The following is a 25572-nucleotide window of genomic DNA, read 5'->3' on the forward strand; positions in this document are numbered from 1 at the left end:
GGAACAGCATGACTGATGTAACTGTAAAATCGCTGGCTGCTGAGATTCAGACCTCCGTGGACCGCCTGGTACAGCAATTTGCTGATGCAGGGATCCCGAAGTCCGCTGATGACTCGGTGACCGCGCAAGAAAAACAAACCTTGTTAACGCACCTGAACCGTGAACACGGTTCGACGCCTGACAAGTTAACGCTGCAGCGCAAAACGCGTAGCACGTTAAACATCCCTGGTACCGGTGGCAAAAGCAAATCGGTCCAAATTGAAGTCCGCAAGACGCGCACCTTTGTAAAACGTGATCCGCAAGAGGCAGAACGCCTTGCCGCGGAAGAGCAGGCACAGCGTGAAGCGGAAGAACAAGCTCAGCGTGAGGCGGAAGCAACCGCCAAACGTGAAGCAGAATTAAAAGCTGAACGTGAGGCCGCAGAAAAAGCGAAACGCGACGCAAGTGATAAAGTGAAGCGTGACGCTGCGGAAAAAGACAAAGTGAGCAATCAACAGACAGACGAAATGACCAAAACCGCCCAGGCTGAAAAAGCCCGCCGTGAAAATGAAGCTGCCGAGCTGAAGCGTAAAGCGGAAGAAGAAGCCCGCCGTAAGCTGGAAGAAGAAGCTCGCCGCGTCGCCGAAGAAGCGCGCCGTATGGCAGAAGAAAACGAGAAGAATGGTGTGAATACCGTTGAGCCGACTGAAGACACCAGCGACTATCACGTGACCACTTCTCAGCATGCGCGTCAGGCTGAAGATGATAATGACCGTGAAGTTGAAGGCGGTCGTGGCCGTGGCCGTAATGCAAAAGCAGCGCGTCCGGCGAAAAAAGGCAACAAACACGCTGAATCCAAAGCTGACCGTGAAGAAGCACGCGCTGCTGTTCGCGGCGGTAAAGGCGGTAAGCGTAAAGGTTCCGCTCTGCAGCAGAGCTTCCAGAAGCCTGCTCAGGCCGTTAACCGTGACGTCGTGATTGGCGAAACCATCACCGTTGGCGATCTGGCGAACAAGATGGCGGTTAAAGGCTCTCAGGTCATCAAAGCGATGATGAAACTGGGCGCCATGGCGACCATCAACCAGGTCATCGACCAGGAAACCGCACAGCTGGTTGCTGAAGAGATGGGCCACAAAGTTATCCTGCGTCGTGAAAACGAGCTGGAAGAAGCAGTAATGAGCGACCGTGATACTGGCGCTGCGGCTGAACCGCGTGCACCGGTTGTGACCATCATGGGTCACGTTGACCACGGTAAAACCTCTCTGCTTGACTACATTCGTTCTACTAAGGTTGCCTCTGGTGAAGCGGGTGGTATTACCCAGCACATCGGTGCTTACCACGTAGAAACCGAAAACGGCATGATCACCTTCCTGGATACCCCAGGCCACGCAGCGTTTACCTCAATGCGTGCTCGTGGTGCTCAGGCAACGGATATCGTTGTACTGGTTGTTGCCGCAGACGACGGCGTGATGCCACAGACCATCGAAGCTATCCAGCACGCGAAAGCGGCGCAGGTGCCTCTGGTTGTTGCAGTCAACAAAATCGATAAGCCAGAAGCCGATCTGGACCGCGTGAAGAACGAACTGTCTCAGTACGGCGTTATGCCGGAAGAGTGGGGCGGTGAAGCGCAGTTCATCCCAGTATCTGCGAAAGCGGGTACCGGTATCGACGACCTGCTGAACGCGATCCTGCTGCAGGCTGAAGTACTGGAGCTGAAAGCGATCCGTAATGGTATGGCGAGCGGCGCGGTAATCGAATCCTTCCTGGATAAAGGTCGTGGTCCGGTTGCAACCGTTCTGGTACGCGAAGGTACCCTGAACAAGGGCGACATCGTTCTGTGTGGCTTCGAATACGGCCGCGTTCGTGCGATGCGTAACGAACTGGGTCAGGAAGTTCTGGAAGCGGGTCCGTCCATTCCAGTGGAAATCCTGGGTCTGTCCGGTGTTCCGGCTGCCGGTGACGAAGTGACCGTTGTGCGTGACGAGAAGAAAGCGCGTGAAGTTGCGCTGTATCGTCAGGGCAAATTCCGTGAAGTTAAACTGGCTCGCCAGCAGAAATCTAAACTCGAGAACATGTTTGCCAACATGACCGAGGGCGAAGTTCACGAAGTGAACATCGTTCTGAAAGCTGACGTTCAGGGTTCTGTGGAAGCGATCTCCGACTCCTTGCTGAAACTGTCTACCGACGAAGTGAAAGTGAAGATCATCGGTTCTGGCGTAGGTGGTATCACCGAAACTGACGCGACCCTGGCTGCTGCCTCCAACGCTATCCTGGTTGGCTTCAACGTTCGTGCGGATGCATCTGCGCGTAAAGTAATTGAAGCCGAAAGCCTGGATCTGCGTTACTACTCCGTCATCTATAACCTGATCGACGAAGTGAAAGCAGCGATGAGCGGCATGCTGTCTCCTGAGCTGAAACAGCAGATCATCGGTCTGGCTGAAGTACGTGACGTGTTCAAATCACCGAAATTCGGTGCGATCGCGGGCTGTATGGTTACCGAAGGTAACATCAAGCGTCACAACCCAATCCGCGTACTGCGTGACAACGTGGTTATCTACGAAGGCGAGCTGGAATCCCTGCGCCGCTTCAAAGATGACGTTAACGAAGTCCGTAACGGCATGGAATGTGGTATCGGCGTGAAGAACTACAACGACGTTCGCGTTGGCGATATGATCGAAGTGTTCGAGATCATCGAAATTCAGCGTACCATCGCTTAATTACCGATTGTAAGCCGGGATCGCCTCGCGCCACCCGGCAATAATTTTAAAAGGGGCTTTTAGCCCCTTTTTTGTCTGGAGAATTTATTATGGCGAAAGAATTTGGTCGCCCTCAGCGCGTAGCGCAGGAAATGCAGAAAGAGATCGCACTCATTCTGCAACGTGAAATTAAAGACCCACGCGTCGGCATGATGACCACCGTTTCCGGTGTCGAAATGTCCCGCGATTTGGCCTATGCAAAAGTGTTCGTCACCTTCCTGAACGATCAGGACGAAGCGGCAGTGAAAAACGGCATTAAAGCGCTGCAGGAAGCCTCTGGTTTCATCCGCTCCCTGCTAGGCAAAGCGATGCGCCTGCGCATCGTGCCTGAGCTGACCTTCTTCTACGACAACTCGCTGGTCGAAGGTATGCGTATGTCCAACCTGGTGACCAGCGTGGTTAAACATGATGACGAGCGTCGTGTTAACCCGGCGGACGATAGCAAGGAGGACTAATGAGTCGTCCTCGTCGTCGCGGTCGCGACGTGCATGGTGTGCTGCTGCTGGATAAACCCCAGGGCGCTTCCAGCAACGACGTGCTGCAGAAAGTTAAGCGCATTTATAACGCCAACCGTGCGGGCCACACCGGCGCGCTCGATCCGCTGGCAACCGGCATGCTGCCGGTCTGCCTGGGAGAGGCGACAAAGTTTTCCCAGTACCTGCTCGACTCCGATAAGCGCTACCGCGTTATCGCTAAACTGGGCCAGCGCACGGATACCTCCGACGCGGATGGCCTGGTGGTGGAAGAGCGTCCGGTGACGTTCAGCGCGGAGCAGCTTAATGCTGCGCTGGAGAGCTTCCGTGGAGACACGATGCAGGTGCCGTCGATGTATTCGGCGCTGAAATATCAGGGCAAGAAGCTCTACGAATATGCGCGCCAGGGCATTGACGTTCCGCGTGAAGCCCGTCCGATAACCGTGTACGAGCTGCTGTTTATTCGCCACGAAGGTGATGAACTGGAGCTGGAAGTACACTGTTCGAAAGGGACCTATATTCGCACCATCATCGACGACCTCGGTGAAAAGCTGGGCTGCGGCGCGCATGTGATTTACCTGCGCCGCCTGGCGGTGAGCAAGTACCCGGTGGAGCGGATGGTGACCCTGGAATATCTGCGCGAGCTGGTAGAACAGGCGGAAGCGCAGGGGATTGCGCCGGCAGATTTGCTGGATCCTTTGCTGATGCCGATGGACAGTCCGGCAGCGGACTTCCCGGTTGTTAATCTTCCTTTAACATCGTCCGTTTACTTTAAGAACGGCAACCCGGTTCGTACGGCACAAGCGCCGCTGGAAGGACTGGTACGCGTGACCGAAGGTGACGAAGGGAAATTCATCGGTATGGGCGAAATGGATGGCGAAGGGCGCGTTGCGCCGCGTCGTCTGGTCGTCGAATATCCGGTCGACGCGTGACGGTGATAACACCTCGTCTTGCGATAAGCAGGGGAGACGAGTAGAATATCGCCGCTTAACGCCTGGTAAATTGTTTAACAATCTGCGGGGCGTACATGGGATTGCTGAATTAGAGATCGGCATCCTTACATTCTTTATACTTTGGAGTTTGAAAATGTCTCTAAGCGTTGAAGCTAAAGCTAAAATCGTTTCTGAGTTTGGTCGTGGTACTAACGACAGCGGTTCTACCGAAGTTCAGGTTGCACTGCTGACTGCACAGATTAACCACCTGCAGGGTCACTTTGCAGAGCACAAAAAAGATCACCACAGCCGTCGTGGTCTGCTGCGTATGGTTTCTCAGCGTCGTAAACTGCTCGACTACCTGAAACGTAAAGATGTTGCACGCTACACCGCGCTGATCGAGCGTCTGGGTCTGCGTCGCTAATTCTTGCGAGTTTCAGAAAAGGGGGCCTGATGGCCCCTTTTTTCAACCAGACGGCAGCAATTCACTGGAAACTATTGTATTGTTGCTATAAATGATCTTCATTGCAGAGGTTCGCGCGGCTAATGAGAGGCTTCACCCATGGGGGTGTTGGTTGTCATTAGTCGCGAGGATGCGAAGAAGGTCGGGTTAAATCGACAGCACACCGGTGGTGTGCTGTCAAACATTTAAGAAAGGACAGAACTTTGCTGAATCCGATCGTTCGTAAATTCCAGTATGGTCAACATACCGTCACGCTGGAAACCGGCATGATGGCACGTCAGGCTACTGCTGCCGTTATGGTAAGCATGGATGACACTGCGGTATTCGTTACCGTTGTTGGCCAGAAAAAAGCTAAACCAGGTCAGGACTTCTTCCCGCTGACCGTTAACTACCAGGAGCGTACCTACGCTGCCGGTAAAATCCCGGGTGGTTTCTTCCGTCGTGAAGGCCGTCCAAGCGAAGGCGAAACCCTGATTGCGCGTCTGATTGACCGCCCGGTTCGCCCGCTGTTCCCGGAAGGCTTCGTTAACGAAGTACAGGTTATCGCGACCGTTGTTTCCGTTAACCCACAGGTTAACCCGGACATCGTTGCCATGATCGGCGCATCCGCTGCCCTGTCACTGTCTGGTATTCCATTCAATGGCCCAATCGGTGCCGCGCGCGTTGGCTACATCAACGACCAGTACGTGCTGAACCCAACCCAGGAAGAGCTGAAAGAAAGTAAGCTGGACCTGGTTGTTGCGGGTACTGAAGCGGCTGTGCTGATGGTTGAATCCGAAGCTGAACTGCTGAGCGAAGACCAGATGCTGGGCGCTGTGGTATTTGGCCACGACCAGCAGCAGATCGTTATCCAGAACATCAACGACCTGGTGAAAGAAGCCGGTAAACCACGTTGGGACTGGCAGCCAGAAGCAGCAAACGACGCGCTGAACGCACGTGTTGCAGCTCTGGCAGAATCTCGTCTGAGCGATGCATACCGCATCACTGACAAACAGGAGCGTTACGCTCAGGTTGACGTGATCAAGTCTGAAACTATCGCGACGCTGGTTGCTGAAGACGAAACGCTGGACGCTAACGAACTGAGCGACATCCTGCACGCAATCGAGAAAAACGTTGTTCGTAGCCGCGTACTGGCAGGCGAGCCGCGTATCGATGGCCGCGAAAAAGACATGATCCGTGGTCTGGATGTGCGTACTGGCGTTCTGCCACGTACTCACGGTTCCGCGCTGTTCACCCGTGGCGAAACGCAGGCGCTGGTTACCGCGACCCTGGGTACTGCACGTGATGCACAGATCATCGACGAACTGATGGGCGAGCGCACTGACAGCTTCCTGTTCCACTACAACTTCCCTCCGTACTCCGTAGGCGAAACCGGTATGGTTGGCTCGCCGAAGCGTCGTGAAATTGGTCACGGTCGTCTGGCGAAGCGCGGCGTGCTGGCAGTGATGCCAGAAGCTGACAAATTCCCGTATACCGTTCGTGTGGTTTCTGAAATCACCGAATCCAACGGTTCTTCTTCCATGGCTTCCGTGTGTGGTGCTTCTCTGGCGCTGATGGATGCAGGCGTGCCGATCAAAGCCGCTGTTGCGGGTATCGCAATGGGCCTGGTGAAAGAAGGCGACAACTTCGTTGTTCTGTCTGACATTCTGGGTGACGAAGACCACCTGGGCGATATGGACTTCAAAGTAGCGGGTTCCCGCGAAGGTATCTCTGCGCTGCAGATGGATATCAAAATTGAAGGTATCACCAAAGAGATCATGCAGGTTGCTCTGAACCAGGCTAAAGGTGCGCGTCTGCACATCCTGGGCGTGATGGAACAGGCGATTAACGCGCCGCGTGGCGACATTTCTCAGTTCGCTCCACGTATCCACACCATCAAGATCAATCCAGACAAGATCAAAGATGTTATCGGTAAGGGCGGTTCCGTAATCCGTGCGCTGACCGAAGAGACTGGCACCACGATCGAAATCGAAGATGACGGTACTGTGAAGATCGCAGCAACCGACGGCGAGAAAGCGAAATTCGCGATCCGTCGCATCGAAGAAATCACGGCAGAGATCGAAGTGGGCCGCGTCTATGCAGGTAAAGTGACCCGTATCGTTGACTTTGGCGCGTTCGTTGCCATCGGTGGCGGTAAAGAAGGTCTGGTTCACATCTCTCAGATCGCTGACAAGCGCGTTGAGAAAGTGACCGATTACCTGCAGATGGGTCAGGAAGTCCCGGTGAAAGTTCTGGAAGTTGATCGCCAGGGCCGTATCCGTCTGAGCATTAAAGAAGCAACCGAGCAGTCTCAGCCAGCTGCTGCGCCAGAAGCACAGGCAGCAGAACAGCAAGGCGAGTAAGTTGCCATTTGCCCTCCGCTTTGCGGAGGGCCTATTATCAGGCAGGACGCCTTGTTAAGCCGCCGGGGGACAGGACGTTCATCCAATAGTTGTCTTCGGGAGTGGGAAATGAAGCCTTTTTTGCGCTGGTGTTTCGTTGCGACAGCTTTAACGCTGGCAGGATGCAGCAACTCTGCCTGGCGTAAGAGCGAAGTCCTCGCAGTGCCATTGCAACCGACTTTGCAGCAGGAAGTGATTCTGGCACGCATGGAACAAATACTTGCCAGTCGGGCTTTAACCGATGAAGAACGCGCACAGCTTTTATATGAGCGCGGAGTGTTGTATGATAGTCTCGGTCTGAGGGCATTGGCGCGAAATGATTTTTCACAAGCGCTGGCTATCCGACCTGATATGCCTGAAGTATTCAATTACTTAGGCATTTATTTAACGCAGGCAGGCAATTTTGATGCTGCCTATGAAGCGTTTGATTCTGTACTTGAGCTTGATCCAACTTACAACTACGCGCACTTGAATCGCGGTATCGCATTGTATTACGGCGGTCGTGATAAGTTAGCGCAAGATGATCTGCTGGCGTTTTATCAAGACGATCCTAATGATCCTTTCCGTAGCCTGTGGCTTTACATCGTTGAGCGGAAGCTCGATGAGAAGCAGGCAAAAGAGGCACTGAAACAGCGCTTCGATAAATCGGACAAGGAACAGTGGGGATGGAACATTGTCGAGTTCTACCTGGGCAACATTAGCGAAGCAACGCTGATGGAACGCCTCAAGGCGGACGCAACGGATAACACCTCGCTCGCTGAGCATCTCAGTGAAACCAACTTCTATTTAGGTAAGTACTACCTAAGTCTGGGGGATATGGACAGCGCTACGGCACTGTTCAAATTAGCGGTTGCTAACAACGTACACAACTTCGTTGAGCACCGTTATGCATTGTTGGAATTATCGCTCTTGGGCCAGGAGCATGACGACCTGGCAGAATCGGACCAGCAATAGCTGACGACATAAACATCAGCCCGTAATCTTTTGATTGCCATCACCTTAACTGGTGAGGGCGTTGTTGTTCGTCAATACACCTACTTTGAGCCGGTTCACACTTTTCAATGAAAATTGCTAATCATTTTCACGATGAGCTAAGTAGACTGGCCGCCATTAATATCGAGGCACTTGTACTACATGGCTGAATTCGAAACCACTTTTGCAGATCTGGGCCTGAAGGCTCCTATCCTTGAAGCCCTTAACGATCTGGGTTACGAAAAACCATCTCCGATCCAGGCTGAGTGTATCCCACACCTGCTTTCTGGTCGTGACGTGCTGGGCATGGCCCAGACTGGTAGCGGTAAAACTGCAGCATTCTCGCTGCCGCTGCTGAACAACATTGATCCGGACCTGCGTGCACCGCAGATCCTCGTCCTGGCTCCAACCCGTGAACTGGCTGTTCAGGTTGCAGAAGCCATGACGGAATTCTCTAAACATATGCGCGGCGTAAACGTGGTAGCCCTGTACGGCGGCCAGCGTTATGACGTGCAGTTACGCGCCCTGCGCCAGGGCCCACAGATTGTTGTCGGTACGCCGGGCCGTCTGCTGGATCACCTGAAGCGCGGTACTCTGGACCTCTCTAAACTGAGCGGCCTGGTACTGGATGAAGCAGATGAAATGCTGCGTATGGGCTTCATCGAAGACGTCGAAACCATCATGGCGCAGATCCCGGACGGTCATCAGACCGCGCTGTTCTCTGCCACCATGCCAGAAGCGATTCGTCGTATCACTAAGCGCTTCATGAAAGATCCTCAGGAAGTGCGTATTCAGTCCAGCGTTACCACTCGCCCGGACATCAGCCAGAGCTACTGGTCTGTGTACGGCATGCGCAAAAACGAAGCGCTGGTACGTTTCCTGGAAGCGGAAGATTTTGATGCGGCGATTATCTTCGTTCGTACCAAAAACGCGACCCTGGAAGTGGCTGAAGCCCTGGAGCGTAGCGGCTATAACAGCGCAGCGCTGAACGGCGACATGAACCAGGCCCTGCGTGAGCAGACTCTGGAGCGTCTGAAAGACGGTCGTCTGGATATCCTGATTGCAACCGACGTGGCAGCACGTGGTCTGGACGTTGAGCGTATCAGCCTGGTTGTGAACTACGACATCCCGATGGATTCCGAGTCTTACGTTCACCGTATCGGCCGTACCGGTCGTGCGGGTCGTGCGGGTCGTGCGCTGCTGTTCGTTGAGAACCGCGAGCGTCGTCTGCTGCGTAACATTGAACGCACCATGAAGCTGACCATTCCAGAAGCTGACCTGCCAAACGCAGATCTGCTGGGCAAACGCCGCCTGGAAAAATTCGCCGCGAAAGTACAGCAGCAGCTGGAAAGCAGCGATCTGGACCAGTACCGTGCGCTGCTGTCGCAGATTCAGCCTACCGCTGAAGGCGAAGAGCTGGACATGGAAACCCTGGCTGCAGCACTGCTGAAAATGGCTCAGGGCGAACGTAGCCTGATCGTGCCACCAGATGCGCCGATGCGTCCTAAGCGTGAATTCCGTGACCGTGACGATCGCTTCGAACGTCGTGGCGACCGTAATGACCGCAATGACCGTGGCCCACGTGGTGACCGTCCAGAGCGTGGTGGTGAAGACCGTCCACGTCGTGAACGTCGTGACGCGGGTGATATGGAACTGTACCGCATTGAAGTGGGCCGTGATGACGGCGTTGAAGTTCGTCACATCGTTGGCGCGATCGCTAACGAAGGCGACATCAGCAGCCGTTACATCGGTAACATCAAGCTGTTCGCATCCCACTCTACCATCGAGCTGCCAAAAGGCATGCCGGGCGAAGTGCTGCAGCACTTTACGCGTACCCGCATCCTGAACAAACCGATGAACATGCAGCTGATGGGCGATGCACAGCCACGTCCAGACCGCGGTGGTGAACGTCGTGGCGGTGGTCGCAGCTTCGGTGGCGAGCGTCGTGAAGGCGGCCGCAGCGAAGGTCGCGGTGGTGAAGGTCGTCGTTTCTCCGGCGAGCGTCGCGAAAACCGCGGCCCACGTCGTGAAGAAGGCACCAGCCGCCGTCGTTTCGGTGACGCGTAAGCCTTACGCTTCTGACGTAAAGTAAAATATACAGCCCCGATACACGCTATCGGGGCTTTTTTTATTCCTTTTGTACTCTTGTACTGGTACAGTGCGTCACATTAAAATGCAGAACCGCATGATTGACTGGAGAAAAGGCTGTATGGCGACACTAACCACCACCCAAACGTCACCTTCGCTGCTTGGCGGCGTGGTGATCATCGGCGGAACCATCATTGGTGCCGGGATGTTTTCCCTGCCAGTGGTCATGTCCGGTGCGTGGTTCTTCTGGTCGCTGGCGGCGCTGGTCTTTACCTGGTTCTGCATGCTCCATTCCGGGCTGATGATCCTTGAAGCAAACCTGAACTACCGCATTGGCTCCAGCTTCGACACCATCACCAAAGATCTGCTGGGCAAAGGCTGGAACCTGGTGAACGGCCTGTCCATCGCGTTTGTGCTCTATATCCTGACCTACGCGTATATTTCGGCGAGCGGCTCGATTCTGCATCACACCTTCTCGGAGATGTCGCTGAACGTTCCGGCGCGTCTGGCAGGGTTATGTTTTGCGCTGGCTGTGGCGTTTATCGTCTGGATGAGTACCAAAGCGGTGAGCCGCATGACGGCGATCGTATTAGGCGCGAAGGTCATCACTTTCTTCCTGACCTTCGGCAGCCTGCTGGGGCACGTGACGCCCGCCACGCTGTTTAACGTCGCCGAAGTGAACACCTCCTACACGCCGTACCTGCTGATGACGCTGCCGTTCTGTCTGGCGTCGTTCGGTTACCACGGTAACGTGCCGAGCCTGATGAAGTACTACGGCAAAGATCCGCGCACCATTGTGAAGTGTCTGGTCTACGGCACGCTGCTGGCGCTGGGTCTGTATGTGATTTGGCTGCTGGGGACGATGGGCAACATCCCACGTCCGGAATTTATCGGCATTGCCCAGAAGGGCGGAAACATCGACGTGCTGGTGCAGGCGCTGAGCGGCGTGCTGAACAGCCGCAGTCTGGACCTACTGCTGGTTATCTTCTCTAACTTTGCGGTGGCGAGCTCTTTCCTGGGCGTGACGCTGGGCCTGTTTGACTATCTGGCGGATCTGTTCGGCTTTGATGATTCTGCGATGGGGCGTTTAAAAACCGCGCTGCTGACCTTCCTGCCGCCGATTGTGGGCGGCCTGCTGTGGCCGAACGGCTTCCTGTACGCCATCGGCTATGCAGGGCTGGCGGCTACTATCTGGGCGGCAATTGTGCCGGCGCTGCTGGCGCGCAAATCACGTAAACGCTTCGGTAGCCCGAAATTCCGCGTCTGGGGCGGCAAGCCGATGATTGTGCTGATTCTGGTATTCGGCGTTGGTAACGCTCTGGTACACGTGCTGTCGAGTTTTAATCTGTTGCCTGTCTACCAGTAAATACATTGCCCGGTGGCGTTAAGCTTACCGGGCCTACAGGGATCGCGTAGGCCGGATAAGGCGAAGCCGCCATCCGGCAAAAAGGCTACCCCACCAACTCTTCTTTCACCTGCATGGCCAAATCAAACGAATGCAAACGCGCCTGGTGATCGAAAATCTGGCCGTTAACCATAATCTCATCCGCCTGCGTTTCGCGCAGCACTGCGTCCAGCCCGTGGCGCACTTTCGATTTATCGCCTACCAGCGACATGCTCAGCGCCTGCTGCACGCCATACTGCTCGGAGGCGGACCACAGCTGATGCATATTCTCCACCGGCGGTGGAAGCTGGCCCGTCTCACCGCGGCGCAGCTTCACAAACGCCTGCTGCATTGAGGTAAACAGGAATTCCGCGTCGCGATTGCTGTCGGCGGCAATGATGTTAATGCACACCATCGCGTACGGCTTCTCCAGACGCTCGGACGGTTTAAAGTTCGTGTGGTAAAGATGCAGCGCCTGATGCAGCATATCCGGCGCGAAGTGCGAGGCAAACGCAAACGGCAGCCCAAGCTGCGCGGCGAGCTGTGCGCTGTAGAGGCTTGAGCCTAACAGCCACACCGGGATCTTCTCACCGTAGCCCGGTACCGGGCGCACGTGCGGGTTCGGATCGCGCGCGTCGAACCAGTCCACCAGCTCGGCCACGTCGCGCGGGAAGTTGTCGATATCGCCGCTCATATGGCGGCGCAGGGCGCGCATCGTTGGCTGGTCGCTGCCCGGCGCACGACCAAGCCCTAAATCTATACGCCCAGGATAGAGGGTATTCAGGGTGCCAAACTGCTCGGCAATCACCAGCGGGGCGTGGTTCGGCAGCATTACGCCACCGGAGCCCAGATGCAGGGTGGTGGTATTTGCCGCCAGATAGCCGATCAGTACCGAGGTCGCGGCGCTGGCGATGCCAACCATATTGTGGTGCTCGGCCAGCCAGTAGCGGTGATAGCCACGCTTTTCGGCCAGCTGAGCGAGATCGAGAGAGTGCGAAAAGGCTTCTCTTGCCGAGGAGCCTTGTGGGATCGGCGCCAGATCCAGCACCGAAAATGGAATGGTTTTGTCAGTCATAACAGCTCACTTTGTCGACGGTGAATCTTTAATACTGCATTAAATAATGATAACCGTTGTTAACAAAGTGAGCCTTTTTTACGCCTGCAGCTCCAGCCCGGCAAGCCGTCTCCAGTAGCCGTTGCAGTCGCTGTTTGCCGTCAGCGGCAGCGGCGCGGCGCCGTCTTCATTGGCGCGGAAGGCGTCTAGCATCGCGAATACGCCGGTATCCAGCGGCGACAGCCGAACCATATCCACCAGCCCGTCCATCGACGCCAGCTCGTTGCCGAGGTTATAGACATAGCCGCTCATGGTCTGAATACCGTTGAGGACAAACACCTGCTGATTCTCCTGCGACAGCATGCTGCGTCCGTTCGGGTACTTAATGCAGCAGGTTTCGCATTCGTCTTTCGGGCGGTCTTCCGAGCGCGCGGTAAAGCAGCGGGCGGAGTAGGCCAGCGGCAGATGGCCGTAGCTCAGCACTTCCACTTCAAACTGATTGCGAATGCCCAGCTCGTCGCACTGGTTAAGCAGGTTTGCCAGCCAGTCGCGGGAGAGTTCCACCGGCATGCACCAGCGCGTCATCCCCTGTTTGAGCAGCAGGCGCAGGGTGACGGCGTTGTAGCAGTTGAGGGCATGACCCGCGACGAACGGCAGCCTGCGTTCAGCGCACATGTTCACCACGCCCAGATCGCTCGCTTCCAGCAGGAACTCGCCGTTTTCAACGTAGCGCTTCAGCTCGCCCAGTTCGGACGACGCCTGCACCAGCGCGAGCGTGGAGAGCACCACCTGCTTGCCGCTGTCGGCAAGTCCTTTCGCCATATCCAGCCAGTCGCCCACTTTGGTGGCGCGGCGCTTGCTGCACACCGCTTCGCCGAGGTAAATCACGTCGGCGCTGCTGGTCGCGGCCTGTTGGTAAAAATCTTCCAGCGTCTCTTTTGGCCAGTAGTAGAGCACCGGTCCTAATGAATATTTCATGATTTTCTCACTGCCATTTACGGTGATACGCGCCCAGCGTGGTTTGCGTGCCTTCGGACATCGAACCAAGCGTTTCCATCCAGGCCTGCTGTGGAGCGTAGTTCTGCGGGTCCGCCATGCAGCGGTCGATGGCCTGACGCCACACTTTCGCTACCTGGCTCACATAGGCCGGGCTGCGCTGGCGGCCTTCGATTTTCACCGAGGCAATATTGGCCGCCAGCAGTTCCGGCAGCAGCTCCAGCGTGTTGAGGCTGGTCGGCTCTTCCAGCGCGTGATAGCGCTCGCCGTCGACCAGATAGCGGCCTTTACACAGGGTGGGATAACCGGCGTTTTCCCCGTCCTGGTAGCGGTCAATCAGCACCTCATTCAGGCGAGACTCCAGCCCCTGCGGGGTCTGCTGCCAGCGAACAAAGCGGGCAGGAGAGCAGGCCCCGACGGTATTCGGCGATTCACCGGTTAAATAAGAGGAAAGATAGCAGCGGCCTTCGGCCATGATGCACAGGCTGCCAAAGGCAAAAACTTCCAGCGGTACTGGCGTGACGCGCGCGAGTTGCTTAACCTGATGAATAGAGAGCACGCGCGGCAGCACCACGCGGGCCACGTCAAAGTGTTGATGGTAAAAACGCACCGCCTCTTCGTTGGTGGCAGATGCCTGAACAGAGACGTGGCGCTCAATATGGGGATAGCGTTCTGCCGCATACTCAAGCATGGCGAGGTCGGCCAGGATCAGCGCATCGGCACCCAGCTGTGCCGCCATATCCACCGCGCGCTGCCAGCGGGCGTAGCCGTCAGGATGAGCAAAGGTATTGATGGCGATATGCAGCTTGCGGCGGTGCTGGTGAACGAAGTTAACGGCTTCCTGAAGCTTTTTCTCCGTAAAGTTGAGGCCAGCAAAATGGCGGGCGTTGGTGTCATCTTTCAGCCCGATATAGACCGCATCGGCCCCATTTTCGATGGCCGCCTTAAGCGCCGGAAGATTTCCGGCAGGGCAGAGCAGCTCCATAATTTATCCTGATGTAGTCGATCGCAAAATTGTTAACGAGCTGGGATTTTAATTAACCCATACGCGACAATTTTTGATTTAAGGCAGCTAATGGCGTATTGATGACACCAATAATGAGGTACGGCTGACGACGGTTTGTTGATTTACGCCGCTATGTTGCGCTTCGGATATGGCAAAATAGCAGGACTATAGATATCAGGGAGTAAAGCTCGTGCTGGATAAACTGCGTTCACGTCTCGTACAATTTGGACCATCAATGCTGAGCGTGCCGGTCAAGCTGGCGCCGTTCGCGCTAAAACGCCAGGTGCTGGAGCAGGTCCTGAGTTGGCAGTTCCGCCAGGCGCTGCAGGACGGCGAGCTGGAATTCCTGGAAGGTCGCTGGTTAAGCATTGAGGTGCGTGACATCGGGCTGCGCTGGTTTACCTCCGTTGAGAATGACCAGCTGATCGTACGCGAATCCGCCGACGCGGATGTGAGCTTTAGCGCCAACGCCAGCGATCTGCTGATGATCGCCGCGCGCAAGCAGGATCCGGATACGCTCTTCTTCCAGCGCCGTCTGGTAATTGAAGGCGACACGGAGCTGGGCCTGTACGTGAAGAATTTAATGGATGCCATTGAGCTGGAGCAGATGCCAAAAGCGCTGCGCGTGATGTTAATGCAAATGGCAGATTTCGTTGAGGCAGGGCTGAAAACCCCGCCGGACGGTAAACACACTTCAGTAGGTGAGCCATGCTGATTCGAGTCGAAATTGGGATTGATGCGCCGGGGATCGATGCGTTGTTACGCCGCGCCTTTGCGAGCGATGCCGAAGCCCAACTGGTCCACGACCTTCGCGAAGACGGCCTGATTACGCTGGGGCTGGTTGCCACCGATGACGAAGGTCAGGTGGTGGGTTATGTTGCCTTCAGTCCGGTCATCGTTCAGGGCGAAGAGCTGCAGTGGGTAGGCATGGCGCCGCTGGCGGTAGATGAAAGCTATCGCGGGCAGGGGCTGGCACGCCAGCTGGTCTATGAAGGGCTGGATTCGCTCAATGAGTTCGGTTACGCGGCCGTTGTCACGCTGGGCGATCCGGCGTTCTATGGCCGTTTAGGCTTTGAGCAGGCCGCGCATTACGATCTGCGCTGTCGCTGGCCGGGTACGGAATCCGCTTTCCAGGTCCATCGACTGGCGGACGACGCGCTCAACGGCGTCAATGGCCTGGTCGAGTATCACGACCATTTCAATCGCTTTTAATCAGGCTCTCGCGCAGCGCCTCAAAGGAGCCGTCTCCGGTCACGAGGCGCTCTTTCTGGCGCTTCGTCAGCTGCTTGATGCGGTATTCCAGCCTGAGCGCCAGCGATCGGTCGCCGACGGCCGCTGAGAAGGCGAGCTGTAATTCCCCTTTCCCCCGTAGCGCTTTTGCCCCTTTCCCCGTTTGATGCTGTAAAAAACGCCGCGCCACATCGGTGGTGATCCCGGTGTAGAGGGCGTTATCAGCGGTTCGGACAAGATAGAGAAACCAGCACACGGTAAACGGATTCAGTATGTTAAGGTGAACGCACCATAGCATGAGAGAGAACGAAAATGGAAACACTGGCCGCCATTAACCGCTGGCTGGCGAAGCAGCATGTTGTCACCTGGTGCGTCTGTGACGAGGGTGAAATGTGGTGCGCAAATGCGTTTTACTACTATGACCCTGAGCGCGTGGCTTTTTATGTCATGAGTGAAGACAAAACGCGTCATGCGCAGATGAGCGGCCAGCAGGCAAAGGTGGCAGGCACGGTAAACGGCCAGCCGAAAACGGTCGCGCTGATCCGCGGCGTGCAGTTTAAAGGGGAGATCCGTCGTCTGGATGGTGAAGAGAGCGACGCGCGCCGTAAGCTCTACACGCGCCGCTTTCCCGTTGCCGCTGCGCTAAAAGCCCCGGTGTGGGAAATCCGCCTCGATGAGCTGAAATTTACCGACAACACCCTGGGCTTTGGCAAGAAGCTGCACTGGTTACGCGCCGAGCAGGCGTAGCGCTTCGCGGTTAAACGCCGGGAGATCGTCCGGGGTTCGGCTGGTGATCAGCTGGTCTTTGTCGTTGACCACCTCCTGATCGTAAAACTCGGCCCCCGCGTTTTTCAGATCGATAACGATCGGTTTCACGGCGGTAAGCTTTCGCCCGCGGACCACTTCTGCGCTGATGAGCAGCTGCGGGCCGTGACAGATGGCAAAGACCGGTTTGCCGGTCGAGACAAAGTCTCGGGTGAAGGTCACGAAGCGCTCGTCCCCGCGCAGGGAATCCGGGGAATGACCGCCGGGTAACAGCAGGGCGTCAAAATCTGAGGGGCTCACGTTATCGATGGTCTCATCGATGGTTACGGTCGCCTCGCCCTTATGGCCTGTCACCGTTTTACCCGCCTCTTTCTCAATGGTGATGACCTCATGTCCCGCCTTGCGGAACGCCTCTGCTGGAGAGGTGAATTCTGAATCTTCAAACTCGTCGGTAATCAAGACTGCGATTTTCTTGCCCATGCTTCCTCCGTTGTTTTGGCTTCAGACTGATTTTTCTCCGCTTGTGGTAAATACTTACCCGTAACAGACTTCTAAGTGTGGTCGACGACGCTGAGTTCGCAAACGGACAATTCTGTAAAGGGGAAAAGATGAGTCAGGTATTGATTACAGGTGCTACCGGGTTAGTGGGCGATCATCTGCTGCGGCTGCTGATTCAGGATCGCCGCGTGAATTATATCGCCGCCCCGACGCGTCGACCGCTGGCGGACTTATCCGGCGCCTTTAATCCGCACGATCCTCAGCTGACCGACGCGCTGGCGCAGGTGCAGGATCCCATTGATATCGCCTTTTGCTGTCTGGGCACCACGCGGCGGGAGGCGGGCAGCAAAGAGGCCTTTATCCACGCCGACTATACGCTGGTGGTGGATACCGCGCTCACGGCGAAAAAGCTGGGGGCCAAACATTTTCTGGTGGTCAGCGCGCTGGGCGCCAGTGCCGGGTCGCCTTTCTTCTACAACAAGGTAAAGGGCAAGATGGAGGATGCGCTGATTGCGCAGAAATGGGAGCAGCTGACGATAGTGCGCCCTTCGATGCTGATCGGCCACCGGGATGAACGCCGGTTTAACGAGTCGATATTTGCCCCGCTGTTTCGCATTCTTCCCGGCAACTGGAAATCCATCGAGGCGCGGGACGTCGCGCGCGCGATGCTAAAAGAGGGGCTGGCCCCGTCGAAAGCGGGCGTCAACATTATCCCTTCGGCAAAACTGCGTGAAATCGCGCAGGGCGAGGCGTAAACTCCCCCGGCTAATAACCTAATACTCTCCGGGGAATGCTATGACTGGTCAGTCTTCATCTCAGGCGGCAACACCTGTCCAATGGTGGAAGCCCGCACTCTTCTTTCTCGTGGTCATTGTTGGCCTCTGGTACGTGAAATGGCAGCCGTACTACGGCAAAGCCTTCACCGCCGCCGAAACGCACAGCATCGGTAAATCTATTCTCGCTCAGGCTGATTCCAGCCCGCTGCAGGCGGCGTGGGACTATGCCATGGTCTACTTCCTTGCCGTCTGGAAGGCCGCCGTCTTAGGCGTCATTCTGGGCTCGCTGATTCAGGTGCTTATCCCTCGTAACTGGCTGGTGAAAACCCTTGGGCAGCCGCGCTTTCAGGGCACGCTGCTGGGGACGATCTTCTCCCTGCCGGGCATGATGTGTTCCTGCTGCGCCGCGCCCGTGGCCGCAGGGATGCGGCGTCAGCGCGTGTCGATGGGCGGCGCGCTGGCGTTCTGGATGGGGAACCCGCTGCTCAACCCGGCGACGCTGGTGTTTATGGGCTTTGTGCTGGGCTGGCATTTCGCGTTCATCCGCCTGGTTGCCGGGCTGCTGACCGTGCTGGTGGTGGCGACGCTGGTGCAAAAACTGGTGAAGGATACTGCCGCAGAACCCGCAGCCGTTGAGCTGGACGTCAGCGAGCCGCAGGGGGGCTTCTTTGCGCGCTGGGGCAGGGCGCTATGGCAGCTTTTCTGGAGCACCATCCCGGTCTATATCCTGGCGGTACTGGTGCTGGGAGCGGCGCGCGTCTGGCTCTTTCCGCATGCGGATGGCGCTATCGACAACACGCTGATGTGGGTCATTGCGATGGCCGTTGCAGGCTGCCTGTTTGTGATCCCAACGGCTGCGGAGATCCCGATTGTTCAGACCATGATGCTGGCCGGTATGGGCACCGCGCCGGCGCTGGCGCTGCTGATTACGCTGCCGGCGATCAGCCTGCCGTCGCTTATCATGCTGCGTAAGTCGTTCCCGGCGAAAGCGCTGTGGCTGACCGCAGGACTGGTGGCGTTGAGCGGGGTGATTGTGGGCAGTATTGCGTTGATGTAAAAAAAGCCCGGTGGCGCTGGCGCTTACCGGGCCTACAAAAAAATCCCCTCAAGCGAGGGGATTTTTTTTATTTGATGTAAGTAAACGCGGTGGTGACGTGCTTCACGCCGCTCACCCGGCTGGCGATATCCGCCGCCGCTTTCCCTTCACGGTCGGTCACCAGACCCAGCAGGAACACTTCGCCGTTTTCAGTCGTCACTTTCACGTTGGAGGATTTCACCTGGTCCGAGCCCAGCAGCTGGGAACGCACTTTGGTGGTGATCCAGGTATCGGAAGAGGCGTCACCCAGGCCAATTGGCTTGCCCTGGCGCACTTCGTTAAACACCTCTGTGGTCCCTTCGACGCCCATCGCAATCTGTTTCGCGCGAGAGGCTAGCTCCAGATTCGGCGCCTGGCCTGCCAGCAGCACTTTGCCCTGATAAGCCGTCACGTTGATACGCGCTTCTTTCTTGATTTGTTCGTCTTTCGACAGCGCACTGTTGACGCGCAGCTCCAGCGTACCGTCATCCACCTGTGTCCCCACGGTGCGTGGATCGGTTGCCGCTTTGGTGCCTACCGCGGCGGTACCCACAACGGCCGCAGCGATACATCCCTGAAGCAGTAATGCAGACATAAGGACTGCGAGGGTCGATAAAGCCTTCATAAGAACTCCTTAATCATCCTGGTGAGGGAAAAGCGTGTTATCGATCAAATCACATAAGCAGTTCACCGTGAGCATATGCATCTCCTGAATACGCGCGCTTCGGTGAGAAGGAATGCGGATTTCCACATCCTGCGGCCCAAGCAGACCCGCCAGCTCACCCCCGTCATAGCCGGTTAAGGCCACGATGGTCATGTCGCGGGTGACGGCGGCTTCAACGGCTTTGACAATGTCCCGGCTATTGCCGCGCGTGGAGATGGCCAGCAGCACATCTCCCGCATGACCCAGGGCTCGCACCTGCTTTGCGTAAATTTCATCATGCAGACGATCGTTAGCAATCGCCGTTAAGACCACATTATCGGTATTAAGTGCAATGGCGGGTAAACTCGGGCGTTCTGTTTCAAAGCGATTGATCATGCTGGCAGCAAAATGCTGTGCGTTGGCGGCTGACGTGCCGTTGCCACAACAGAGGATTTTGTTGCCATTAAGCAGGGATTGCACCAGCGTCATTGCGGCACGCGAGATAGCATCCGGAAGGGCTTCCGCCGCGGCAATCTGAGTCTGGATGCTTTCTGTGAAGCACACTTTAATTCTTTCGAGCACGTTATCCCTTTTAAATCTTAATTATGCGTCTTCGCCAAAAGCGTTTTTAAGCCATTCGATCTCATTTCCGGTGAAGGCTACCACATCGAACCGGCAATCCACAGTATCAAAGCTCCCATTATGGCGGGCAAGCCACAAGTGGGCAGTCTGTAATAATTTATGTTGTTTGGCGAGCGTCACGCTGGCGGCAGCACCGCCAAAACGGGAGGACTGTCGAAAACGGACTTCTACAAACACGATGACCTGACCCTCTTTCATGATCAGATCAATTTCGCCGCCGCGCCCGCGGACGTTAGCGGCGATAAAGCGCAGTCCTTTGCCTTCGAGCCAGCGACGCGCCTTTAACTCCCACGCATCGCCGGTCTCTTTACGGCTTAACTGGCCGGGACGATTTGCCCCTGCTGGTATTTGAGCCATGATAACTTCCTGTTGATCACGCAGTCCTGAGTCGCGGTCAGATCGCCGGTGTTGCCGTTAAGCTCAAAGCCCGGCACCTGACGCATCTGGGTAAAGTGGTTCGCCAGCGCCCATGCATCGACACCCATCGCATACAGACGAGCCAGCGAATAATCGTTACGTACGGTACTCAGCGCCTGCTGCATCAGCGCCGGGTTGCTGCCTGCCAGCATCGGAATTTCGCTGTACTGCAGACCGTCCATTTCCAGACGGAAATCCGGGCCTGCGGTGCCCTGCGCGCTGCGTGAGCTGGCGTAAAGCGTTGCGCCGCTCTGGCTGCCGTTACGCATCGCGATCATCGGTTTGATAAAGGCGATCTCCTGCGGCGTGGCAACGATATAGGCCGCATCCACTTTGCCGCCACCGCTAATCTGCGCGTCGGTAGGCGGGGCAGGGATCGTCAGGCCGCCAATCGTCACGCCCTGCTGCGGCGGCAGGCTCGCGGTGACAGGGCTGCCGTTGAGCGCGATACCCGCTCCACCGTTTACGCCCGCGCGCAGTTCAGAGGCGGAACCAAATTTCTGCTGCAACACCACGCCGCCGCCCAGCTTCTGCCACTCATCGGCAAAGGCATTGGCCACGCGATCGCCCAGCGCGCTGCGTGGGATGAGCAGCAGCGGAGCCTGCTTACCCTGCTCGTGAATATGGCGCGCCGCATCGCGGGCTTCATCTTCAGGGGAAAGCGCGAAGTAGCAAATATTGGCCCGGTTCTGAACCTGCTCAGGTTGGTTGAGCGCCAGCACGTTCAGCGTGGTATTGCTCTTCATCAGCTCTTCCACGTTGTTTTTCAGCAGCGGACCGACAACGATGCTCGCCCCGTCCTGCTGAACCTGCGCCAGAACCTGGTCAAGGGGCTGCGAGCTGGTGTCGTAAATTTTCACCTCAGCGCCCGGGTTGGCGCTGGTGGTTGCCACGGTCTGCGGCTGCGCAGCAGGCTGGGCCGCGGGTTGTGCAGGCTGCGGTTGAGGCTGTTCTGCTGTCGCTTCAGGTGCTGGTGCCGCTTGCGTCTCGGCCGGAGCCTGAGTAGCAGGTGCTGTAGTAGCCGGGGCTGCCGCAGCAGGTGCTGCTGTAGCCGGAGGCGTCGTCGGGGCCGTCACCGGGTTTTGCATCGTACCCTGCGCCGGCGCTTGCGCCGTGGTCAGATCGCTGGTCTCCGCTGCGGACGGGCTGACCACATCATTCACGTTAGCCGACTGGGCCGCCTGCGCGGGAACCGCGCTGCCGGTTACCGAAGTGGTACCGTTTTTCGCGGCTTCAAAGCCCTGCTGAATGGTACGGCCAAACACCGCCGCCTGGCCGTTGAGCGGCAGAAGCAGGGCGATTTTGCTGGTGGACGCTGGCTTAAAGTTCTGCACGTTTACCAGCTGGGTTGGCAGCATTTTCGCCCCCGGGTTTTGCGGGTAGCGCGTCTGCCAGTCCGTAATACCGGCCTTCAGCATCTTTGGATCGCTGCGGTTGTTAAACCACATCTGCTGCAGATCCAGCCAGCCCTGAAGGACGTTTTCATCGGCGTTGATGACCAGAGCCTGCGCCTGTTCCTGAGTCATCGAGGCAAGCGCTTGCCAGGTGGCATCAATATTTTTTTGCTTATCGGCACCGCCGAGCAGCGGCTCTTGCGCGACGAGGGCGCGGAGCAGCGTGAGAGAAGGACGTCCCTGCTCAGCGGTAATGCCCGCCTGCCAGAAGCGAGCCTGCTGATTTTTATCCAGCGCGCTCACGTCAATGTCACCGAGGGTCTTCTTCGCGGCGGCGTAATCTTTCAGCGCGACCTTCAGCTCGGCAGAGAGCAGGCTCTGCTCACGACGCTGGGCGTCGTTAAGATCTTTTGGCAACTGGTTAAACAGTTCGGCTGCCTGCTGGGTTTTACCCTCTTTCAGCAGTGCACGAATGGCGAGTAATTGCCAGTTGGTCTTGGTATCATTTGAACTCTGCGACATTTGTTGCAGATAAAAGCCAGAATCAGCCTGAGCAGATCCCTGAAGATGGGCGGTGCTCTGGTCAGGTGCCTGGGTGCCACAGCCTGCAAAGATCAGGGCTGCCAGCAGAAGCGGCACGCTGCGCGTGGCTTTTTTTCGAAGAAACGTTAACGGTACCATACTGTATCCAGTGATTTTTTTTACGCAATGCTCAATATTAAATCGGCAATACGGACGAAACAATGAAACAACACGAAACGGCAGATAATTCTCAAGGCCAGCTTTATATTGTACCTACTCCTATCGGGAATTTGTCTGATATTACCCAACGTGCGCTCACCGTACTGCAAGCTGTTGATTTAATTGCTGCTGAAGATACCCGCCACACCGGCCTGCTGCTGCAACATTTCGCGATTAACGCCCGTCTGTTTGCTCTGCACGATCACAATGAGCAACAAAAAGCCGAAACGCTGGTGGCGAAGCTGAAAGAGGGGCAGAACATTGCCCTGGTCTCCGACGCCGGTACGCCGCTGATCAACGATCCCGGCTATCACCTGGTGCGTACCTGTCGTGAAGCCGGTATTCGCGTTGTGCCGCTGCCGGGGCCGTGTGCCGCCATTGCTGCGCTGAGTGCCGCGGGTCTGCCGTCTGACCGTTTCTGCTATGAAGGCTTCCTGCCTGCCAAATCCAAAGGCCGCCGTGACGTGTTAAAAGATCTGGAAGCGGAACCGCGCACCCTGATTTTCTACGAATCCACGCACCGCCTGCTGGAGAGCCTGGAAGATATGGTGACCGTGTGGGGAGAAGCCCGCTACGTGGTGCTGGCGCGCGAGCTGACCAAAACCTGGGAAACGATCCACGGCGCGCCGGTGGGTGAACTGCTGGCGTGGGTGAAGGAAGACGAAAACCGCCGCAAGGGTGAAATGGTGCTGATCGTCGAAGGGCATAAGGCGCAGGAAGACGCGCTCCCTGCCGATGCGCTGCGCACGCTGGCGCTGCTGCAGGCGGAACTACCGCTGAAGAAGGCCGCTGCGCTGGCGGCGGAGATTCACGGCGTGAAGAAAAATGCGCTGTACAAGCATGCGCTGGAGCAGCAGGGGGAGTAAGCCCCTGCCGCCTGTTTTGCCGGGTGGCGGCTGAGCCTAACCCGGCCTGCAGATCGTTATGCGTCATTTAGCCAACAGGTATCGCCTCAACCTGGAAGGTTTGCGGCGTGTCCGGCGGGTTACCTAAATGCGGGATAGATGTGGTGCGAAAAATCACGTCACCGGTGCCGGGTTAAACACCGCCAGCTGATTATGCAGCCCCCACTGGTCGGAGAAGGTTTTCTTCCGCCCGCTTGCGACATCCAGAATGAAGTGGAACAGTTTCCAGCCCACGTCCTCAATGCTCTCTTCTCCGGTGGCGATGGTGCCCGCGTTGATGTCCATTAAGTCATACCAGCGGTTTGCCAGCTCGGTACGGGTCGCCATCTTGATCACCGGCACCGCCATCAGGCCGTACGGCGTGCCGCGCCCGGTGGTAAAGACCTGTACCGTAATGCCGGACGCCACCTGCTGCGTGCCGCAGACGAAATCGCTGGCCGGCGTTGCCGCGTAGATCAGGCCGCGTTTGGTCGGGCGCTGGCCCGGAGAGAGCACTTCCACAATCGCGCTCTGGCCGGATTTGGCAATCGAACCAAGGGCTTTTTCCACCACGTTCGCGAGGCCGCCTTTTTTGTTCCCCGGAGACGGGTTGGCGCTGCGGTCGGTTTTGCCCATATCGAGATAGCTATCGTACCAGGCCATTTCCTCAAGCAGGCGCTTGCCGACCTCTTCATTAACGGTGCGTGGCGTGAGCAGATGGATGGCGTCACGCACTTCGGTCACCTCGGAGAACATCACCGTGGCGCCGCAGCGAACAAGCAGATCGGACGCATAGCCCACCGCCGGGTTGGCCGTCACGCCGGAGAAGGCATCGCTGCCGCCGCACTGTGTTCCCACTACCAAATCAGACGCCGGGCAGGTTTCGCGCTGGCGCTTGTTGAGCTTGTCCAGATGGCGTTCAGCCACCTGCAGGATATCGTCGACCATTGAGCGGAAACCCACGTGGCGTTCGTCCTGCAGGCGCACGATGCTGGCCTCGTCTGCCGGAATGGCTTTCACATCTTCGGTGCCCTGCAGCAGGCGCTCTGGCTGCAATTTTTCACACCCCAGACCAATTACCATCACCTCGCCGCCAAAGTTCGGGTTGAGGGCAATATTGTGAATGGTGCGGATCGGCACTACCGCAGCGGGTGCGTTAATCGCCACGCCGCAGCCGTAGAGGTGGTTCAGGCCCACCACGCCGTCGACGTTCGGGTATTTCGGCAGCAGATCGCGTTCGATGATTTTCACCACGTAATCCACTACGCCCGCCACGCAGTGCACGCTGGTGGTAATGCCGAGCAGATTCTTGGTGCCGACGCTGCCGTCCGCGTTGCGGTAGCCTTCGAAGGTATAGCCCTCCAGCGGAGGAAGCGGTTCCGGCACGCGGGACGCCAGCGGAAGCGTGTTCAGCGGCGGCGCTTCCGGCAGCGCCACCAGCGACTCCTCAACCCAGCTGCCCTGCGGTATAGAGCGAACGGCATAGCCGATGACTTCACCGTAACGTACGATTTCGCTGTTAGCAGGGATATCCACCAGGGCGACTTTATGTCCCTGTGGAATATGCTCAATCAGTTCCAGCCCGTCCGGAAAGCGGGTGCCCGCTTTTAAGCCATTGTCGTTGACAATTATCGCCACATTATCGGTGTCGTGGACTTTTATATAAAACGCCGTCGGCGATGCCTGTCGAATTTCAATGTCGGCCATTGTTCAGTATTCTCCAGCAAAGTGTCTGATAATAAATTCAGCCAATTTTCTAATGGTAGAAATAAATACGCGGCTTTCAGAATTAAAGCATGTCAGCATAGGGGATATGAAAATGTGATCGCGATCGCTCCAGAACCGGTAATGCCTGATTCTGTGCATTAGCGCCCAGCGCCTTGTGCATATGCAAAAAAAATCTTTGAAATGTTACGCAATGCTTGAGCATTAAAACAATGTGCGGTCGTGGGTTGCGTTTTATACTGAATGACGATTTTATAACGCCAAAATACGTCAGAATAATAAATATAATGCTGGTGCG

General features: G+C 56.6%; 25 protein-coding genes. 15 read left to right on the plus strand and 10 right to left on the minus strand.

What is annotated here, in order from left to right; translation table 11 throughout:
- The first annotated feature begins 8 nt into the window (after positions 1 to 8).
- The 9 genes from infB to mtr all read left to right on the plus strand — a co-directional run bounded on the left by infB (position 9) and on the right by mtr (position 11410).
- Positions 9 to 2696 carry a translation initiation factor IF-2 gene (infB, locus tag M2422_RS17180; RefSeq protein WP_029739629.1) on the plus strand — a complete coding sequence of 896 codons (2688 nt, stop codon included), beginning with the start codon at positions 9 to 11 and terminating at the stop codon, positions 2694 to 2696.
- 89 nt (positions 2697 to 2785) lie between these two features.
- The gene (gene rbfA / locus M2422_RS17185; protein WP_003024988.1) at positions 2786 to 3190 is read left to right on the plus strand and encodes a 30S ribosome-binding factor RbfA; all 405 of its coding nucleotides are present in this window, start codon (positions 2786 to 2788) and stop codon (positions 3188 to 3190) included.
- Entirely contained in the window at positions 3190 to 4140 is a 951-nt protein-coding gene (gene truB, locus M2422_RS17190) for a tRNA pseudouridine(55) synthase TruB (protein ID WP_064673367.1), read from the plus strand. The genes rbfA and truB overlap by 1 nt, the downstream gene beginning before the upstream one ends.
- A 154-nt stretch (positions 4141 to 4294) precedes the next feature.
- Positions 4295 to 4564: a 30S ribosomal protein S15 gene (gene rpsO, locus M2422_RS17195; protein WP_003861789.1), complete on the plus strand. Its 270-nt coding sequence runs from the start codon at positions 4295 to 4297 to the stop codon at positions 4562 to 4564.
- Positions 4565 to 4806: 242 nt separating this feature from the next.
- On the plus strand, positions 4807 to 6945 hold the full coding sequence (gene pnp, locus M2422_RS17200) for a polyribonucleotide nucleotidyltransferase (protein ID WP_024906369.1): 2139 nt from the start codon (positions 4807 to 4809) through the stop codon (positions 6943 to 6945).
- A 108-nt stretch (positions 6946 to 7053) separates the two neighbouring features.
- A complete protein-coding gene (nlpI, locus tag M2422_RS17205; RefSeq protein WP_023309331.1) occupies positions 7054 to 7938 on the plus strand; it encodes a lipoprotein NlpI in 885 nt (294 codons plus the stop codon).
- A gap of 107 nt (positions 7939 to 8045) precedes the next feature.
- Complete coding sequence (gene yrbN / locus M2422_RS17210; protein WP_097397692.1) at positions 8046 to 8126, plus strand: protein YrbN; 81 nt, start codon at positions 8046 to 8048, stop codon at positions 8124 to 8126.
- Positions 8119 to 10023 carry a DEAD/DEAH family ATP-dependent RNA helicase gene (locus tag M2422_RS17215; RefSeq protein ID WP_064673365.1) on the plus strand — a complete coding sequence of 635 codons (1905 nt, stop codon included), beginning with the start codon at positions 8119 to 8121 and terminating at the stop codon, positions 10021 to 10023. Before yrbN ends, M2422_RS17215 begins: the two co-directional genes overlap by 8 nt.
- A 142-nt stretch (positions 10024 to 10165) precedes the next feature.
- Positions 10166 to 11410, plus strand: coding sequence for a tryptophan permease (gene mtr, locus M2422_RS17220; protein ID WP_039260524.1), 1245 nt, complete (start codon positions 10166 to 10168; stop codon positions 11408 to 11410).
- Between the two features lie 85 nt (positions 11411 to 11495).
- Here mtr and M2422_RS17225 read toward each other — a convergent pair whose 3' ends face one another.
- The 3 genes from M2422_RS17225 to M2422_RS17235 all read right to left on the minus strand — a co-directional run bounded on the left by M2422_RS17225 (position 11496) and on the right by M2422_RS17235 (position 14463).
- Complete coding sequence (locus tag M2422_RS17225) at positions 11496 to 12503, minus strand: luciferase-like monooxygenase (RefSeq protein WP_259141656.1); 1008 nt, start codon at positions 12501 to 12503, stop codon at positions 11496 to 11498.
- Between the two features lie 78 nt (positions 12504 to 12581).
- Positions 12582 to 13460, minus strand: a complete 879-nt coding sequence (locus tag M2422_RS17230) for a U32 family peptidase (protein ID WP_064673363.1) — start codon at positions 13458 to 13460, stop codon at positions 12582 to 12584.
- Positions 13461 to 13467: 7 nt separating this feature from the next.
- Positions 13468 to 14463: a peptidase U32 family protein gene (locus M2422_RS17235; RefSeq protein ID WP_023309326.1), complete on the minus strand. Its 996-nt coding sequence runs from the start codon at positions 14461 to 14463 to the stop codon at positions 13468 to 13470.
- 211 nt (positions 14464 to 14674) lie between these two features.
- Between M2422_RS17235 and M2422_RS17240 the strand changes: the two genes are divergently transcribed.
- Entirely contained in the window at positions 14675 to 15199 is a 525-nt protein-coding gene (locus M2422_RS17240; protein WP_029739636.1) for an SCP2 domain-containing protein, read from the plus strand.
- Complete coding sequence (locus M2422_RS17245) at positions 15193 to 15696, plus strand: GNAT family N-acetyltransferase (RefSeq protein ID WP_023309324.1); 504 nt, start codon at positions 15193 to 15195, stop codon at positions 15694 to 15696. Before M2422_RS17240 ends, M2422_RS17245 begins: the two co-directional genes overlap by 7 nt.
- Here the strand turns inward: M2422_RS17245 and M2422_RS17250 are convergent.
- A complete protein-coding gene (locus M2422_RS17250) occupies positions 15683 to 16012 on the minus strand; it encodes a GIY-YIG nuclease family protein (protein WP_023309323.1) in 330 nt (109 codons plus the stop codon). The two genes, M2422_RS17245 and M2422_RS17250, sit on opposite strands and share 14 nt — an antisense overlap.
- A 14-nt stretch (positions 16013 to 16026) precedes the next feature.
- Here M2422_RS17250 and M2422_RS17255 point away from each other — a divergent pair, with 14 nt between their 5' ends.
- A complete protein-coding gene (locus M2422_RS17255) occupies positions 16027 to 16461 on the plus strand; it encodes a YhbP family protein (protein WP_064673362.1) in 435 nt (144 codons plus the stop codon).
- Here M2422_RS17255 and M2422_RS17260 read toward each other — a convergent pair.
- Positions 16441 to 16959, minus strand: coding sequence for a type 1 glutamine amidotransferase domain-containing protein (locus M2422_RS17260; protein ID WP_023333577.1), 519 nt, complete (start codon positions 16957 to 16959; stop codon positions 16441 to 16443). The two genes, M2422_RS17255 and M2422_RS17260, sit on opposite strands and share 21 nt — an antisense overlap.
- A gap of 128 nt (positions 16960 to 17087) precedes the next feature.
- Between M2422_RS17260 and M2422_RS17265 the strand changes: the two genes are divergently transcribed.
- Together M2422_RS17265 and M2422_RS17270 are read left to right on the plus strand one after the other, a co-directional pair.
- Positions 17088 to 17732, plus strand: coding sequence for an NAD(P)H-binding protein (locus tag M2422_RS17265; protein ID WP_064673361.1), 645 nt, complete (start codon positions 17088 to 17090; stop codon positions 17730 to 17732).
- A 40-nt stretch (positions 17733 to 17772) separates the two neighbouring features.
- Positions 17773 to 18810 carry a permease gene (locus M2422_RS17270; RefSeq protein ID WP_064673360.1) on the plus strand — a complete coding sequence of 346 codons (1038 nt, stop codon included), beginning with the start codon at positions 17773 to 17775 and terminating at the stop codon, positions 18808 to 18810.
- Between the two features lie 67 nt (positions 18811 to 18877).
- Here M2422_RS17270 and dolP read toward each other — a convergent pair whose 3' ends face one another.
- Genes dolP through M2422_RS17290 form a run of 4 tightly spaced genes read right to left on the minus strand, consistent with a single transcriptional unit; the run spans position 18878 to position 22605 of the window.
- A complete protein-coding gene (gene dolP / locus M2422_RS17275; protein ID WP_029739641.1) occupies positions 18878 to 19453 on the minus strand; it encodes a division/outer membrane stress-associated lipid-binding lipoprotein in 576 nt (191 codons plus the stop codon).
- Between the two features lie 9 nt (positions 19454 to 19462).
- Complete coding sequence (gene diaA / locus M2422_RS17280; RefSeq protein ID WP_003861754.1) at positions 19463 to 20053, minus strand: DnaA initiator-associating protein DiaA; 591 nt, start codon at positions 20051 to 20053, stop codon at positions 19463 to 19465.
- Positions 20054 to 20074: 21 nt separating this feature from the next.
- Positions 20075 to 20470 (minus strand): YraN family protein, encoded by a 396-nt coding sequence (locus M2422_RS17285; protein WP_064673359.1) that lies wholly within the window; start codon positions 20468 to 20470, stop codon positions 20075 to 20077.
- Positions 20428 to 22605 carry a penicillin-binding protein activator gene (locus M2422_RS17290; RefSeq protein ID WP_064673358.1) on the minus strand — a complete coding sequence of 726 codons (2178 nt, stop codon included), beginning with the start codon at positions 22603 to 22605 and terminating at the stop codon, positions 20428 to 20430. Before M2422_RS17290 ends, M2422_RS17285 begins: the two co-directional genes overlap by 43 nt.
- 62 nt (positions 22606 to 22667) lie before the next feature.
- On the opposite strand from M2422_RS17290, the gene rsmI reads away from it, so the two are divergent.
- The gene (gene rsmI / locus M2422_RS17295; RefSeq protein WP_023309315.1) at positions 22668 to 23531 is read left to right on the plus strand and encodes a 16S rRNA (cytidine(1402)-2'-O)-methyltransferase; all 864 of its coding nucleotides are present in this window, start codon (positions 22668 to 22670) and stop codon (positions 23529 to 23531) included.
- A 153-nt stretch (positions 23532 to 23684) separates the two neighbouring features.
- Here rsmI and garD read toward each other — a convergent pair whose 3' ends face one another.
- Complete coding sequence (gene garD, locus M2422_RS17300) at positions 23685 to 25256, minus strand: galactarate dehydratase (RefSeq protein WP_064673357.1); 1572 nt, start codon at positions 25254 to 25256, stop codon at positions 23685 to 23687.
- Between the last annotated feature and the right edge of the window lie 316 nt (positions 25257 to 25572).

The organism is Enterobacter sp. SLBN-59, assembly GCF_024807915.1.
In the GTDB taxonomy this organism is placed as follows: domain Bacteria; phylum Pseudomonadota; class Gammaproteobacteria; order Enterobacterales; family Enterobacteriaceae; genus Enterobacter; species Enterobacter asburiae_B.

Coding starts and splice junctions, on each gene's coding strand:
- M2422_RS17290 (WP_064673358.1), bottom strand. CDS start 22,605: ATGGTACCGTTAACGTTTCTTCGAAAAAAAGCCACGCGCAGCGTGCCG.
- M2422_RS17270 (WP_064673360.1), top strand. CDS start 17,773: ATGACTGGTCAGTCTTCATCTCAGGCGGCAACACCTGTCCAATGGTGG.
- rsmI (WP_023309315.1), top strand. CDS start 22,668: ATGAAACAACACGAAACGGCAGATAATTCTCAAGGCCAGCTTTATATT.
- M2422_RS17245 (WP_023309324.1), top strand. CDS start 15,193: ATGCTGATTCGAGTCGAAATTGGGATTGATGCGCCGGGGATCGATGCG.
- M2422_RS17255 (WP_064673362.1), top strand. CDS start 16,027: ATGGAAACACTGGCCGCCATTAACCGCTGGCTGGCGAAGCAGCATGTT.
- M2422_RS17250 (WP_023309323.1), bottom strand. CDS start 16,012: ATGCTATGGTGCGTTCACCTTAACATACTGAATCCGTTTACCGTGTGC.
- M2422_RS17285 (WP_064673359.1), bottom strand. CDS start 20,470: ATGGCTCAAATACCAGCAGGGGCAAATCGTCCCGGCCAGTTAAGCCGT.
- M2422_RS17225 (WP_259141656.1), bottom strand. CDS start 12,503: ATGACTGACAAAACCATTCCATTTTCGGTGCTGGATCTGGCGCCGATC.
- dolP (WP_029739641.1), bottom strand. CDS start 19,453: ATGAAGGCTTTATCGACCCTCGCAGTCCTTATGTCTGCATTACTGCTT.
- rpsO (WP_003861789.1), top strand. CDS start 4,295: ATGTCTCTAAGCGTTGAAGCTAAAGCTAAAATCGTTTCTGAGTTTGGT.
- garD (WP_064673357.1), bottom strand. CDS start 25,256: ATGGCCGACATTGAAATTCGACAGGCATCGCCGACGGCGTTTTATATA.
- mtr (WP_039260524.1), top strand. CDS start 10,166: ATGGCGACACTAACCACCACCCAAACGTCACCTTCGCTGCTTGGCGGC.
- M2422_RS17230 (WP_064673363.1), bottom strand. CDS start 13,460: ATGAAATATTCATTAGGACCGGTGCTCTACTACTGGCCAAAAGAGACG.
- nlpI (WP_023309331.1), top strand. CDS start 7,054: ATGAAGCCTTTTTTGCGCTGGTGTTTCGTTGCGACAGCTTTAACGCTG.
- rbfA (WP_003024988.1), top strand. CDS start 2,786: ATGGCGAAAGAATTTGGTCGCCCTCAGCGCGTAGCGCAGGAAATGCAG.
- infB (WP_029739629.1), top strand. CDS start 9: ATGACTGATGTAACTGTAAAATCGCTGGCTGCTGAGATTCAGACCTCC.
- M2422_RS17215 (WP_064673365.1), top strand. CDS start 8,119: ATGGCTGAATTCGAAACCACTTTTGCAGATCTGGGCCTGAAGGCTCCT.
- yrbN (WP_097397692.1), top strand. CDS start 8,046: ATGAAAATTGCTAATCATTTTCACGATGAGCTAAGTAGACTGGCCGCC.
- M2422_RS17260 (WP_023333577.1), bottom strand. CDS start 16,959: ATGGGCAAGAAAATCGCAGTCTTGATTACCGACGAGTTTGAAGATTCA.
- M2422_RS17265 (WP_064673361.1), top strand. CDS start 17,088: ATGAGTCAGGTATTGATTACAGGTGCTACCGGGTTAGTGGGCGATCAT.
- M2422_RS17235 (WP_023309326.1), bottom strand. CDS start 14,463: ATGGAGCTGCTCTGCCCTGCCGGAAATCTTCCGGCGCTTAAGGCGGCC.
- truB (WP_064673367.1), top strand. CDS start 3,190: ATGAGTCGTCCTCGTCGTCGCGGTCGCGACGTGCATGGTGTGCTGCTG.